Source organism: Paenirhodobacter enshiensis, from assembly GCF_000740785.1.
Taxonomy (GTDB): Bacteria; Pseudomonadota; Alphaproteobacteria; order Rhodobacterales; family Rhodobacteraceae; genus Rhodobacter; species Rhodobacter enshiensis.
The window spans coordinates 97,394-111,335 of sequence record NZ_JFZB01000016.1 but is presented as its reverse complement, the minus strand read 5'-3'; the positions used below and the strand labels follow the sequence as shown (position 1 = coordinate 111,335).

Here is a 13,942-nt window from a genome sequence, read left to right as displayed (position 1 = left end):
GCGCAAGGGAAGACGGCGAACGGAAAGGGGGAGCCCTGCCCCGCAAAGAGTAGCACAGAGGGGGCTCTGCCCCCTCGGGCCTTTCGGCCCTCACCCCCGGGATATTTGCGGCGAATCGAAAGGGAGAGCGCGCTTTTGCATTCATCTTTCCGAAAATATCCCGGGGGAGCCCGAAGGGCGGGGGCAGAGCCCCCTCCTCAGGTGCCGTCGCGCCAGCGGTTGACGATCGGGTAACGGCGGTCGAGCCAGAACGCGCGCCGCGTCAACTTGGGCCCCGGTGCCGACTGGAAGCGTTTCCACTCCGAGATATAGAGCAGATGCTCGACGCGTTTGACGGTGGCGCGCTCAAACCCTGCGGCGACGATCTCCGCCACCGACTGCTCGCCCTCGACGAGGCGCTCGAGGATCGCATCGAGGATCTCGTAGGGCGGCAGGCTGTCCTGATCGGTCTGGTTGTCGCGCAGCTCCGCCGAGGGCGGCTTGTCGATGATCGCGACCGGGATGATCTCGCCCGCCGGCGCCAGCATCCAGGGCCGGTGATGGGCATTGCGCCAGCGGCAGGTCTCGAACACCCGGGTCTTGTAAAGATCCTTGATCGGATTGTAGCCGCCGTTCATGTCGCCGTAGATCGTGCAATAGCCCACCGCCATCTCGGACTTGTTGCCGGTGGTCAGCAGCATCTCGCCGGTGCTGTTCGACACCGCCATCAGCAAAACGCCGCGCAACCGCGACTGGATGTTCTCGGCCGCGATCCCGGGCATCCCCTCTGCCATCATATGGGCGAGCGCCGCCCCGGTCGCGGCACGCGGCCCCTCGATCTCCACGGTATCGAGCCGCGCGCCGAGCCGATGCGCGAGTTCCGCCGCATCGTCGAGCGAGCCTTGCGAGGTATGGCGCGAGGGCAGCATGATGCAATGCACGTTCCCCGCCCCGATGGCATCGGCCGCGATCGCAGCGACCAGCGCCGAATCGATGCCCCCCGACAGCCCCAGCACTACCTTGCCGAAGCCCGATTTCGTCAGATAGTCGCGCGTCGCCAGCACCATCGCGTGATAGTCCTGCTCCCACTCGTCGGGCTGCGCCACCAGCGCGCCCGGCACCGCGCGCCAGCCCTCCGCCCCCGCCTCGAAATCGAGATGCACGAGGCTTTCCTCGAAGGCCGGCATCTGCAACGCCAGCTCGCCATGCGGATTGAGCGCGAAGCTCGCCCCGTCGAAGACCTGATCGTCCTGCCCGCCCACGAGGTTGAGATAGACCAGCGGCAGCCCGGTCTCGATCACCCGCGCGACACAGACATTCATCCGCACGTCCTGCTTCGCCCGCGCATAGGGCGAGCCGTTCGGCACCAGCAGGATCTCGGCCCCGGTCTCGACCAGCGTCTCGGCGACCTCGGGGTGCCAGGCGTCCTCGCAGATCGGCGAGCCGATGCGCAGCGGCCCGATGCGGTAAGGGCCAGAGACCGGACCGCTGTCGAACAGCCGGTATTCGTCGAACACCTCGTCATGCGGCAGATCGTGCTTGAGGATGCGGCACGCGACCGCGCCGTCCTTCAGCACCCACCAGGCGTTGTAATGCCCGCCCGCATCGTGAAACGGCCCACCGATGCCAAGCGCCGGGCCATCCGCCGTGCGCGCGGCGAGCGTCTCCATCGCCGCCATCGCCTCGGCCACGAAAGCGGGTTTCAGCACCAGATCCTGCGTCTGATAGCCGGTCAGGAACATCTCGGGCAGCGCCACGAAATCCGCGCCGGCCTCGCGCCCCTGCTGCCAGGCCTCGAAGGCACGCTCGGCATTCGCGGCGATCGCCCCAACCGTCGGGTTGAGCTGAGCGAGGGTAAGGCGGAATCTGTCGGCCATCGGGGGCTCCCTTGTCGTCTGCCCCTGATGTAGCGCGCCCGGCCGCGCGAAGAAAGACTTCGCGCCGGATCGGGGCCGGGTTGCCTCGGGCATCGCCTCCCCCTAGGGTCGCGCCACCCTGCGCCCGGCCCGAGTCACCCGCCGGCCCCGCGGGGCGCAGGACAGGCCGGGCAGGAAAGAGCATGACAGGGACGCGACATTACGGTCTGGGGCTTGGGCTCGGACTGATCGGGGTGCTGATCGGCTGGAGCAGCACCGCGCAGGAGGTCGTGACCAAGCAATACGACAACGGCGGCCTTTACGAAGGCAGCTTCCGCGACGGCAAGCAGGACGGACACGGCAGCTACCGGCTGCCCTCGGGCTTCGAATACGACGGCGAATGGGTGAACGGGACGATGCAGGGGCCGGGGCGGGCGAAATACCCGAACGGCGCGATCTACGAGGGCAATTTCAGCGCCGGCAAACCCGATGGCCAGGGCCGCATCGTCTTCGCCGACGGCAGCAGCTATGACGGCAGCTGGGTCGCGGGCCAGATGACCGGCGCGGGCACGCTGCGCCTTGCCGACGGCACCAGCTACACCGGCCGCTTCGCCAATGGCACACGCGACGGTCAGGGCGTGCTCAGCCGCCCCGACGGCTATCGCTGCGAAGGCGACTGGTCGCAGGGCCAGCCGCAGGGCCGGGTCCGGATCAGCTATCCCGACGGATCAACCTACGAAGGCGAGATGCAGGGCGGCAAACGGGCGGGCAAAGGCCGGATGACCATGCCCGACGGCCTCGTCTACGAGGGCGACTGGCGCGACGGGCAGATGACCGGCACCGGCCATCTCGTCCAGCCCGACGGCGACAGCTACCGGGGCGGCATGAAAGACGGCAAGCGCGACGGCACCGGACGGCTCGACTATGCCAATGGCGACAGCTACGAGGGCGGCTTCGTCGCCGACCGGCGTCAGGGCCGGGGCGTGTTCCGCGGCGCCGACGGCTACAGCTACGATGGCGACTGGATCGACGGCCATGTCGAGGGCCAGGGCCGCGCCACCTACCCCGACGGCACCGTCTACGAGGGCGGCTTTCGCAACGATCAGCCCGACGGCGCCGGCCGCATCACCTACAAGGACGGCTCCTCCTATCAGGGCAGCTGGTCGCAGGGCACGATCGAGGGCAGCGGCAGCGCGCATTACCCCTCGGGCCAGACCTACGAGGGCAGCTTCGCCCACGGGCGGATGAACGGTCCGGGCAAGATGACCGCCTCCGACGGCACGGTCTATGACGGCGATTGGGTCGATGGCCGGCGCGAGGGTCAGGGCCGCATCGCCTTCCCCGACGGCAGCAGCTACGAAGGCGGCTTCGTCGCCGGCCTGCCCTCGGGCACGGGCATCTTCACCATGCGCAACGGCTTCCGCTACGAGGGCAGCTGGCTCGCCGGCCGGATGCAGGGCGAAGGCAAGGCGCATTACGCCAACGGCGACAATTACGAGGGCAGTTTCGCCGCCGGCCGGCGCAACGGTCAGGGCACACTGCGCAGCCGCCGCGGCGCCATCGCGGCGGGCATCTGGACCGCAGACGCGCTCACCCAGCCCGACACCGACGCCTCGTCGAAAAAGCCTCCCCTTGGCACGCCCACGCCGCAGCTCCCTGAAACCGCCCTTCCCTGACCCCCGACCCCCCTTCTCTTTTTCGGCTTTCCCCAAATATCCCGGGGTGAATTCGCGGCTTGCCGCGAAGAGGGGCAGCGCCCCTCCCTTCCCCTTTCGCCGGAACCCCCTCAAAGGTAAGCAAAACTGCCATAAATTAAGGCTTTTCTTTCGCTTCCTGCCCGCTATAGTCGCCGCCATGACACGGACGCATGACATATCGACGCTGATCGCCGGGGCCTCTGCCTCTGGCCTCTCCGTCCGTGGCCTCCTTCTTCTTAGCCTTCTCTGAGCGTGCCCCCGGGCGCGACCGCTCAGAGATGTCCAGCGCCCGACCGAACCGGCAGCCCGCGACCGCGGCCGCCGGCATCCCTCCAAGACCTGCTGAGACGAAGAGATCCCCAAATGACCGATAACACCCGCGTCCTGATTTTCGACACCACCCTGCGTGACGGCGAGCAGTCGCCCGGCGCCACCATGACCCATGACGAGAAGCTGGAGATCGCCCAGGCCCTCGACGAGATGGGCGTGGACATCATCGAAGCCGGCTTCCCAATCGCCTCGGAAGGCGATTTCGAGGCGGTCTCGGACATCGCGAAGAACGCGAAGAACTCGGTGATCTGCGGCCTGTCGCGCGCCAATTTCAAGGACATCGACCGCTGCTGGGAAGCGGTGAAACATGCGCCGAAGCCGCGTATCCACACCTTCATCGGCACCTCGCCGAGCCACCGCGGCATCACCAACCTCGATCAGGAGCAGATGATCGAGCGCATCCAGCAGACCGTGACCCACGCCCGCAACCTGTGCGAGGACGTGCAATGGTCGGCGATGGACGCCATCCGCACCGAGCGCGACTATCTGTGCCGCGTCGTCGAGACCGCGATCAAGGCCGGCGCCACCACGATCAACATCCCCGATACCGTCGGCTACACGCTGCCGCAGGAATCGGCCGACATCATCCGGATGCTGCTGGAGAAGGTGCCGGGCGCCGACGAGATCGTCTTCGCGACCCATTGCCACAATGACCTCGGCATGGCGACGGCGAACGCGCTGGCGGCCGTCGCCGCGGGGGCGCGCCAGATCGAATGCACCATCAACGGTCTGGGCGAGCGCGCCGGCAACACCGCGCTCGAGGAAGTCGTGATGGCGATGAAGGTGCGCCGCGACCTGATGCCCTACACCACCGGCATCGACACCACGAAGATCATGAACCTGTCGCGCCGCGTCGCGCAGGTCTCGGGCTTCCCGGTGCAGTTCAACAAGGCCATCGTCGGCAAGAACGCCTTCCTGCACGAATCCGGCATCCATCAGGACGGCGTGCTGAAGAACGTCGAGACCTTCGAGATCATGAAGCCCGCCGACATCGGCATCACCGAAACCAACATCGCGATGGGCAAGCATTCGGGCCGCGCGGCGCTGCGCTCGAAGCTGAAGGATCTGGGCTTCGATCTGGCCGACAACCAGCTGAACGACGTCTTCGTGCGGTTCAAGGCGCTCGCCGACCGCAAGAAGGAGATCTACGACGAGGATCTGATCGCGCTGATGTCGGACTCGGCCGCGAACACCGAAAACGACTACCTGCAGGTCAAGTGGCTGCGCGTCACCTGCGGTTCGGACGGTCAGGAAGCCGAGCTGAAGATGACCGTCGACGGCGTCGAGAAGAGCGCCCGCGTTCCGGGCGACGGGCCGGTCGATGCCTGCTTCAAGGCGGTCAAGGCGATATATCCGACCAACGCACGGCTGAAGGTCTATCAGGTGCAGGCGGTGACGCAGGGCACCGACGCGCAGGCCACGGTCAGCGTCCGGCTGGAGGAAGACGGTCGCATCGTCACCGGCTCGGCCGCCGACACCGACACGATCCTCGCCTCGGTCAAGGCCTATGTCGGCGCGCTGAACCGTCTGCGGGTGCGCAGCCAGAAGACCGCGCCCGACGCCGACATGAAGCAGGTCAGCTTCAAGGAGTGAGCCCCCGGAAACCCTCCCACGGGAGTTGACATCAGGGGGCGGCCCGGCGACGGGCCGCCCCTTCCGCTTTCCGCCGGATTTTCACGGGATTCCGGCGCTTTTCGACACGGCTTCGTGAAATATTGAAAAATGGAAATTATTGTCGGCAAAAGACGCTGAAATATTATAGAAAAGTCGCAAATGTGAATGCATTCCGACAAAGCTCGGCGAAAGACCGCAGAGCGTCATGAAATGATCTTTCACCGAGGGTTTCCTTTGCCTATATGGGCGCAAAGGCCGCTCTCTGCCGAGTCGCGGCATTTATTGCATCGGGAACCGAAAATGGCAGGCTTTGGCGGAATCTTTTCCTCGGACATGGCGATTGACCTCGGGACGGCGAACACGCTCGTCTACATGAAGGGCAAGGGGATCGTGCTGAACGAACCCTCGGTGGTCGCCTATCACGTGAAGGACGGCAAGAAGCAGGTTCTCGCGGTCGGCGAGGATGCGAAGCTGATGCTCGGCCGCACCCCCGGCTCGATCGAGGCGATCCGCCCGATGCGCGACGGCGTCATCGCCGATTTCGACTCGGCCGAGGAAATGATCAAGCATTTCATCCGCAAGGTGCACAAGCGCTCGACCCTGTCGAAGCCGAAGATCATCGTCTGCGTGCCCCATGGCGCGACGCCGGTCGAGAAACGCGCGATCCGGCAGTCGGTGCTTTCGGCCGGCGCGCGCCGCGCCGGGCTGATCGCCGAACCGATCGCCGCGGCGATCGGCGCGGGCATGCCGATCACCGACCCCACCGGCTCGATGGTGGTGGACATCGGCGGCGGCACCACCGAGGTGGCGGTGCTCTCGCTCGGCGACATCGTCTATGCGCGCTCGGTCCGCGTCGGCGGCGACCGGATGGATGAGGCGATCATCTCCTATCTGCGCCGCAACCAGAACCTGCTGGTGGGCGAATCCACCGCCGAGCGGATCAAGACCACCATCGGCACCGCGCGCATGCCCGACGACGGGCGCGGCGCCTCGCTGATGGTGCGCGGCCGCGACCTGCTGAACGGCGTCCCGAAGGAAGTCGAGATCAACCAGGCGCAGATGGCCGAGGCGCTGTCGGAACCCGTGCAGCAGATCTGCGACGCGGTGATGCAGGCGCTGGAAGCCACCCCGCCCGATCTGGCCGCCGACATCGTCGACCGCGGCGTGATGCTGACGGGTGGCGGCGCGCTTCTGGGCGATCTGGATCTGGCGCTGCGCGAACAGACCGGGCTGTCGATCTCGGTCGCGGAGCAGTCGCTGAATTGTGTGGCGCTCGGCACCGGCAAGGCTCTGGAATACGAGAAGCAGCTGCGCCATGTGATCGACTACGACAGCTGAGGCCGGGGTCCGGCCGGACCCTTACCCGGAGGCGAACGTGGCCAACAACAGAGACGAGGATTACGCAGGCCCCCTGCGCCGGATCGCTGTCGCGATTCTGGCGCTGTGCCTTGTAGCGACCTTCCTTGTCTGGCGCATCGACAATCCCCGCGTAGAGCGGTTCCGCGAAGCCTTCCTCGACCGCTTCGTGCCCACCTTTGACTGGGCGATGGTGCCGGTGACCAAGACTCTCGCGATGGCGGAGGGCTTCCAGTCCTACGCCCGCATTTACGAACAGAACCAGGAACTGCGCCGCGAGCTGCAACAGATGAAGTCGTGGAAGGAGTCCGCGGTTCAGCTGGAACAGCAGAACGCCAAGCTCCTGGCGCTCAATCAGGTGCGGCTCGATCCGAAGCTGACCTCGGTCTCGGGCGAGGTGCTGGCGGATTCGGGCTCGCCCTTCCGGCAGTCGGTGCTGCTCAACGTCGGTTCGCGCGACGGCATCGTCGACGGCTGGGCGACGATGGACGGTCTGGGCCTCGTCGGGCGGATCTCGGGCGTCGGAGACAGCACCAGCCGGGTGCTGCTGCTGACCGACCCGTCGAGCCGCGTTCCGGTGACGATCCAGCCCTCGGGCCAGCGCGCCATCCTGACCGGCGACAACTCGCCCTACCCGACGCTCGATTTCATCGAGAACCCCGATCAGATCCGTCCGGGCGACCGGGTGGTCAGCTCGGGCGACGGCGGGGTGTTCCCCTCGGGGATGCTCGTCGGACAGGTGCTGCAGGGCCAGGACCGGCGGTTCCGGGTGCGGCTCTCGGCCGATTACGGGCGGCTCGATTATCTGCGGGTGCTGCGCTCGCATCCGGCCGAGGCGCTGCGCGACGTCGGCCCGCTCATCACTCCGAACGGCCCGGTTCCGCGTGCCGCCGGAGGCCCCAATGGTTGATCCGAGGAGCGCGCGGCGACTTGGCCATTACGCGATCTTCGCCGCCATCGCCGCGCTCACGACTTTCCTGCGCCTGTTGCCGGTGAACCCGGCACCGGGCGGCATTCCGGGGCCCGATCTGATGGTGGCCTTCACCTTCGTGTGGCTGATGCGCCGCCCCGATTACGTGCCGGCGCTGCTGATCGTCGCGGTGTTCCTGTTCGAGGATCTGATCTACTGGCGCCCGGTCGGGCTGTGGACGCTGGCGATGCTGGGCGGAACCGAGTTCCTGCGCGCCCGGGTGCGGCCGGGCCGGCACATGCCCTTGCCGGTCGAGATCGCGCTGGTGGGCGCGGTGACGCTGACGATGCTGCTGGGAAACCGGCTGATCCTCGGCCTCGTGATGATCGAGCAACCCGGCCTCGGCCCCGAGATGCTGCGCTGGCTGATGACGCTGGTCGCCTATCCTTTCGTCGTGGCGCTGTCGGAGCTTGCCTTCGGGCTGCGCCGGCCCGCACCGGGCGAATCGGCCGTGCGGCACGGCGCGTAAGGGGGCGGCGATGAAGACGACCTCGCAGATCAATTCGCAGGCCGGGCGCTCCTCGGTCACGCGCCGGGCGTTGATGCTGGGCGCGGCGCAGACGGCCATCGTCGCCGTTCTCGGGATGCGGATGCGCGAGATGCAGCTCGAACATGCCGACGAGTATCGCATGATGGCCGAGGGCAACTCGGTCAAGATCCGGCTGATCGCGCCGCCGCGCGGGCTGATCTATGACCGCAACGGGATGCTGCTCGCCGGCAACGAACAGAACTATCGCGTCACCATCACCCGCGAGGACGCCGGCGACACCGACAAGGTGCTGTCCGACATCCGCGCGCTGATCCCGCTCAGCGATGCGCAGATCGCCGACATCCAGACCGAGATTCGCCGCCAGCCGCCCCATGCCCCGGTTCTGGTGGCCGAGCGGCTCGGGTGGGAGGAATTCTCGCGCATCAACGTCAACACCCCTGCCCTGCCCGGCGTGCAGCCCGAGGTCGGCCTGTCGCGGATCTATCCGCACGCCTATGACTTCGCCCATGTGATGGGCTATGTCGGCGCGGTGTCGGATTACGACCTCGGCCAGATCGAGAACCCCGATCCCCTGCTGCGCATCCCGAAGTTCCAGATCGGCAAGACCGGCGTCGAGAACAAGATGGAAGACGCGCTGCGCGGCAAGGCCGGTCAGCGCCGGGTCGAGGTCAACGCCGCCGGCCGCGAGATGCGCGAGATCGACCGGCGCGAGGGCGAACCGGGCGCGAACCTGCAGCTGACCCTCGATGCGCGGTTGCAGAACTTCGCCCATCAGCGGCTGAAGGGCGAATCCGCGGCGACCGTGGTGATGGACGTGACGAACGGCGACATCCTCGCCATCGCCTCGGATCCGTCTTACGACCCGAACATGTTCGTGCGCGGCATCACCGTGCCTGAATACAAGGCGCTGACCGAGAACGATCACCGCCCGCTCGCCGACAAGACGGTGCAGGGTCTTTATCCGCCGGGCTCCACCTTCAAGGTGGTCAGCGCGCTCGCCGCGCTCTCGAACGGTGCCATCGGCCCCGACGATACCGTCTATTGCCCGGGCTATTACGAGGTCGCCGGCCGCAAGTTCCACTGCTGGAAACATTCGGGCCACGGCCGGGTGAACCTGCAAGGTGCGCTCGAACAGTCCTGCGACGTGTTCTTCTACGAGGTCATCAGCCGGATCGGCGTCGACAAGCTCGCCGAGATGGCGCACCGCATGGGCGTGGGCGTCAAGCACGATCTGCCGATGTCGGCGGTGGCCGAGGGGCTCGTGCCGACCAAGGACTGGAAACAGCAGCGCTACGGCAAGCCCTGGCTGATCGGCGATACGGTGAACGCCTCGATCGGACAGGGCTATGTGCTGGCCTCGCCGCTGCATCTGGCGGTGATGACCTCGCGCGCGGCCTCGGGGCTGGCGATCCAGCCGCGGCTGATCCGTTCGCGCGATGGGGTCGAGGAGAAATACCCGTCGCCGAAACCTCTGGGCATCCCGAACGCGATGCTGGAACAGGTGCGGCGCGGCATGACCGCGGTGGTCAACGGCAGCCATGCCACCGCCGGCAAGTCGAAGATCGTGCGCTCGGACTGGAAGATGGCGGGCAAGACCGGCTCGGCGCAGGTGCGCAACATCTCGGCCGCAGAGCGCGAGCGCGGCGTGATCGCCAACTCGGCGCTGCCGTGGAAATATCGCGATCATGGCCTGTTCGTGTGCTATGCCCCGGTCGACAATCCGAAATATGCCGTCAGTCTGATCGTCGAGCATGGCGGCGGCGGTGCCTCGGCCGCGGCGCCCATCGCGCGCGACATCATGCTGTTCGCGCTGGCGGGCGGGGTGCCGCCGATGGATGCCTATCCGGCCGATCAGCGTGCCGAAGCGAAGAAGCGGTTCGACGCCCTCGACCTGATGGACCCCGACACCCCGTCCGGTCCCGGACGCAGCCGGGCCTGAGAGGAGGACGCGCGATGAGCTACCTGCAACACAGCCTCAAGACCGTTCCGACCGGCATCCGCAAGGTGCTGTATCTGAACTATCCGCTGATCGTGCTGCTGTCGGCGGTGTGCGGCTTCGGGTTCCTGATGCTGTATTCGGTCGCGGGCGGCAGCCTCGAACCCTGGGCCGATCCGCAGATGAAGCGCTATGCCGTCGGGATGATCCTGATGGTCGCCATCGGCTTCACCCCGATCTGGTTCTGGCGCAACATCTCGGGGGTGGCCTATCTGGTGGCGGCGGTGCTGCTGCTGGCGGTGGACCTGATCGGCGCGATCGGCATGGGGGCGCAACGCTGGCTGGAGATCGGACCGCTGCGCCTGCAACCCTCCGAGCTGATGAAGATCGCCATGGTGATGCTGCTTGCCGCCTATTACGACTGGCTGCCGGTCGAGAAGGTCTCGCGCCCGCTGTGGGTGATGATCCCGGTGGTGCTGATCTTGCTGCCGACGGCGCTGGTGCTGAAACAGCCCGACCTCGGCACCGCGGTGATGCTGGTGCTGGGCGGCGGCTTCGTGATGTTCGCGGCCGGCGTCAGCCTGTGGTATTTCGGCACGGTGATCGCGCTGGTGGTGGGGCTGGTCTTCGTGGTGATGGACAGCCGCGGCACCGACTGGCAGCTGCTGCACGACTACCAATACAAGCGCATCGACACCTTCATGGACCCGGGGCAGGATCCGCTCGGGGCGGGCTACAACATCATGCAGGCGCAGATCGCGCTCGGCTCGGGCGGGTGGTCGGGGCGCGGCTACATGCAGGGCACGCAAAGCCGGCTGAACTTCCTGCCCGAGAAGCACACCGACTTCATCTTCACCACGCTGGCCGAGGAGTTCGGCTTCGTCGGCGCGTTCACGCTGCTGATGCTTTACGCCGGAATCATCGCCTTCTCGATCTATGCCGCGCTGGTGAACAAGGACCGGTTTTCCAGCCTGCTGACACTGGGCATCGCGGGGACGTTCTTCTTCTACTTCTCGATCAACATGGCGATGGTGATGGGGCTGATGCCGGTCGTGGGCGTGCCGCTTCCGCTGGTCAGCTATGGCGGCACGGCGATGATGATCATCCTCGGCGCCTTCGGGCTGGTGCAAAGCGCGAACGTGCACCGGCCAAGGTGACCGGATCCGAAAACCGCGCTCAGCCCCAGCCGAGCGCGACCGCCACGTTGTAGACGACGAAGGACGCAGCATAGGCCAGCGCGAACATGTAGCCGAAGGTCAGCCACATCCAGCGCGCCCCGCCCGCCTCGCGCCGGATCACAGCGAGCGTCGAGACGCATTGCGGCGCGAACACATACCAGGCGAGGAACGACAGCGCAGTCGCGAGGCTCCAGTGCGTCGAGAGGCTGTGACCGAGCGCGCCCTCGTCGCCCTGGATCGCATAGACCGTGCCGAGCGCCGAGACCGCCACCTCGCGCGCCGCCATCCCCGGCACCAGCGCCATGCAGATCTGCCAGTTGAAACCGATGGGGGCCATCAGCGGCTCGATCCAGTGGCCGATGATCGCGGCGAAACTGTAGGCGATGGCGGGCTCGGTCGCGCCGTCGGGCGGGCGCGGCAGCGTCGCCAGCACCCAGATCAGCACCGTCATCGCGAAGATCGTGGTGCCCGCGCGCTTGAGGAACATCTTCGCCCGCGCCATCAGCCCGATGGCGACATCGCGCAGCCGCGGCATCTTGTAGTCGGGCAGTTCCAGCATGAACGGCGGGGCTGGCCGGTCGCGCCAGAACAGCCGCTTCGCCACGAAGGACACGCCGAGCGCCGCGGCGATCCCGGCGGCATAAAGGCCGAACATCACCAGACCGCGCAGATCGAACACCCCCGCCACCCGCCGCGCCGGGATGAAAGCCGAGATGATCAGCGTATAGACCGGAATGCGCGCCGAGCAGGTCATCAGCGGCGCGACGAGGATCGTGGTCAGCCGGTCGCGCCGGCTGTCGATCACCCGCGCCGACATGATGCCCGGGATCGCGCAGGCGAAGCTCGACAGCAGCGGAATGAAGGCGCGGCCGTGCAGCCCCGCCCCGCCCATGATCCGGTCCATCAGGAAAGCCGCCCGCGCCATGTAACCGAGGTCTTCAAGCAACAGGATGAACAGGAACAGGATCAGGATCTGCGGCAGGAACACCACCACCCCGCCCACGCCCGCGATCACCGCGTCCTGGATGAAGCTGAGCAGCAGCCCCCTGGGCAGCGCCTGCCCGGCCAGCGCGCCAAGCCCGTCAAAGGCCGAACCGATCAGATCCATGACCGGCGCCGCGCCGGTAAACACCGCCTGGAACATCGCGAACATCAGCCCGAGCAGCACCGCCAGCCCCCAGACCGGGTGCAGCAGCACCGCGTCGATGCGGGCCGTCCGGGTGTCGGGACGCGCGGGTTCGGTCACCGTCGCCGCGATCAGCCCCGAGACCTCGCGGTGGATGCGGCGCAGCTCCGCCCCGTCGGGCTCGGCCCAGCGGTTCAGGCCGGGCGCAGCCAGCCCCTCGGCAAGCGCGGCATCGAGCGCGCGCCACAGCTCATCCTGCCCGCCACGGCGCACCGCGGTCGCGGCCACCACCGGCACGCCGATGAGGCGCGCCATCCCGGCGATGTCGATGCCGATGCCGCGATGACGGGCGATGTCGATCATGTTCATCACGAGAATCATCGGCCGGCCGACCTTGCGCAGCTCCATCGCCAGCCGCAGTCCCGATTGCGGCGAGACTGAATCGGCCACCACCAGCAACAGATCGGGCGCGGGCTCCGCCCGGTGCCGGCCGAGGACAACATCGCGCGTCACTTCCTCGTCCGGGCTGCGGGCGCGCAGCGAATAGGTGCCGGGCAGGTCCACGATGTCGACGCGCCGTCCGGCCGGCGTGATGGCCGACCCAACCTTGCGCTCGACCGTGACGCCCGCGTAATTGCCGACCTTCTGGCGGCTGCCGGTCAGCGCGTTGAACAGCGCCGTCTTGCCGCAGTTCGGCGCCCCCACCAGCGCCAGTCGCGGCACGGGGGCGGTCCCGGCCCCATCGCCGGCACTCTGAATATCTGTCATCTTGTTTCGATCACGTGAATGGCCATAGCCTCGCGCCGGCGCAGCGCCACGGTGGCGCCGTTGACCCGGACGGCGATCGGATCGCGACCGAACGGGCCTTCGTGCAACAGCCTCACATGCGCCCCCTCGACGAAACCAAGCTCGATCAGGCGACGCTCCATCTCGGCGGGCGGCATGGCACAGAAGGCATCGTCCACGGCGATCGCGCGCACCACACCCTGAAAATCCCGCCCCGCCTGGCCGAGGCACATGTCGCCGAAACTCGTGTGATCCATTCCGCTTAGGTGTCCCTGGCCAGATCCGCACAGCCGATGACACAGGCGAACCTGCCCCGGGCTTCGGGGCAGATGATAGTTTCCCACAAAAAAAGTCAAGATAGATCCGGCCACAGAGGATACCCTCCGGGCGATGCGGCACACCTGCCCCCGGCGGACCCGGGGCCCGCCGGGGCAAACCTGCCGGCACCACTGACGAAACAAACGACTTGCGGACGCCGGACGGGGGATCTCTCGCGACCGTTGCGACGTCCGCACACATGGCCGCGAACGGCCTCACTCGTGACGACACCACTCAGGCCAAACAACGGCCCAAACCGCCGGACCGGCCGAAACGGCCCGCGCCCCGCGATTACCTCTCTGTCAT

Annotated in this window: 10 protein-coding genes; 7 read left to right on the top strand and 3 right to left on the bottom strand. The window is 67.1% G+C overall.

Going from position 1 to position 13,942, the window contains the following annotated elements:
* Positions 1-197: 197 nt before the first annotated feature.
* A complete protein-coding gene (locus CG50_RS10055) occupies positions 198-1,856 on the bottom strand; it encodes an NAD+ synthase (protein WP_036637720.1) in 1,659 nt (552 codons plus the stop codon).
* Between the two features lie 182 nt (positions 1,857-2,038).
* Between CG50_RS10055 and CG50_RS10050 the strand changes: the two genes are divergently transcribed.
* The 7 genes from CG50_RS10050 (at position 2,039) to rodA (ending at position 11,385) form a co-directional block, all read left to right on the top strand.
* Positions 2,039-3,511 carry an MORN repeat-containing protein gene (locus CG50_RS10050; RefSeq protein WP_036637718.1) on the top strand — a complete coding sequence of 491 codons (1,473 nt, stop codon included), beginning with the start codon at positions 2,039-2,041 and terminating at the stop codon, positions 3,509-3,511.
* Between the two features lie 384 nt (positions 3,512-3,895).
* A complete protein-coding gene (locus CG50_RS10045; protein ID WP_036637716.1) occupies positions 3,896-5,455 on the top strand; it encodes a 2-isopropylmalate synthase in 1,560 nt (519 codons plus the stop codon).
* Between the two features lie 321 nt (positions 5,456-5,776).
* Complete coding sequence (locus CG50_RS10040; RefSeq protein ID WP_036637714.1) at positions 5,777-6,814, top strand: rod shape-determining protein; 1,038 nt, start codon at positions 5,777-5,779, stop codon at positions 6,812-6,814.
* A gap of 37 nt (positions 6,815-6,851) precedes the next feature.
* A complete protein-coding gene (mreC, locus tag CG50_RS10035; RefSeq protein ID WP_036637712.1) occupies positions 6,852-7,742 on the top strand; it encodes a rod shape-determining protein MreC in 891 nt (296 codons plus the stop codon).
* Positions 7,735-8,271: a hypothetical protein gene (locus tag CG50_RS10030; protein WP_036637710.1), complete on the top strand. Its 537-nt coding sequence runs from the start codon at positions 7,735-7,737 to the stop codon at positions 8,269-8,271. The genes mreC and CG50_RS10030 overlap by 8 nt, the downstream gene beginning before the upstream one ends.
* A gap of 10 nt (positions 8,272-8,281) precedes the next feature.
* Positions 8,282-10,231 (top strand): penicillin-binding protein 2, encoded by a 1,950-nt coding sequence (gene mrdA, locus CG50_RS10025; protein WP_036637709.1) that lies wholly within the window; start codon positions 8,282-8,284, stop codon positions 10,229-10,231.
* A gap of 14 nt (positions 10,232-10,245) precedes the next feature.
* Positions 10,246-11,385: a rod shape-determining protein RodA gene (gene rodA / locus CG50_RS10020; RefSeq protein ID WP_036637707.1), complete on the top strand. Its 1,140-nt coding sequence runs from the start codon at positions 10,246-10,248 to the stop codon at positions 11,383-11,385.
* 19 nt (positions 11,386-11,404) lie between these two features.
* Here rodA and feoB read toward each other — a convergent pair whose 3' ends face one another.
* Positions 11,405-13,300, bottom strand: coding sequence for a ferrous iron transporter B (feoB, locus tag CG50_RS10015; RefSeq protein WP_051909866.1), 1,896 nt, complete (start codon positions 13,298-13,300; stop codon positions 11,405-11,407).
* Positions 13,297-13,575 carry a FeoA family protein gene (locus tag CG50_RS10010; RefSeq protein ID WP_036637705.1) on the bottom strand — a complete coding sequence of 93 codons (279 nt, stop codon included), beginning with the start codon at positions 13,573-13,575 and terminating at the stop codon, positions 13,297-13,299. Before CG50_RS10010 ends, feoB begins: the two co-directional genes overlap by 4 nt.
* Positions 13,576-13,942: the final 367 nt, after the last annotated feature.

Excerpts from the sequence above, each read along its gene's own strand:
- CG50_RS10055 (WP_036637720.1), bottom strand. The coding sequence starts at position 1,856 with ATGGCCGACAGATTCCGCCTTACCCTCGCTCAGCTCAACCCGACGGTT.
- CG50_RS10050 (WP_036637718.1), top strand. The coding sequence starts at position 2,039 with ATGACAGGGACGCGACATTACGGTCTGGGGCTTGGGCTCGGACTGATC.
- CG50_RS10045 (WP_036637716.1), top strand. The coding sequence starts at position 3,896 with ATGACCGATAACACCCGCGTCCTGATTTTCGACACCACCCTGCGTGAC.
- CG50_RS10040 (WP_036637714.1), top strand. The coding sequence starts at position 5,777 with ATGGCAGGCTTTGGCGGAATCTTTTCCTCGGACATGGCGATTGACCTC.
- CG50_RS10030 (WP_036637710.1), top strand. The coding sequence starts at position 7,735 with ATGGTTGATCCGAGGAGCGCGCGGCGACTTGGCCATTACGCGATCTTC.
- mrdA (WP_036637709.1), top strand. The coding sequence starts at position 8,282 with ATGAAGACGACCTCGCAGATCAATTCGCAGGCCGGGCGCTCCTCGGTC.
- rodA (WP_036637707.1), top strand. The coding sequence starts at position 10,246 with ATGAGCTACCTGCAACACAGCCTCAAGACCGTTCCGACCGGCATCCGC.
- feoB (WP_051909866.1), bottom strand. The coding sequence starts at position 13,300 with ATGACAGATATTCAGAGTGCCGGCGATGGGGCCGGGACCGCCCCCGTG.
- CG50_RS10010 (WP_036637705.1), bottom strand. The coding sequence starts at position 13,575 with ATGGATCACACGAGTTTCGGCGACATGTGCCTCGGCCAGGCGGGGCGG.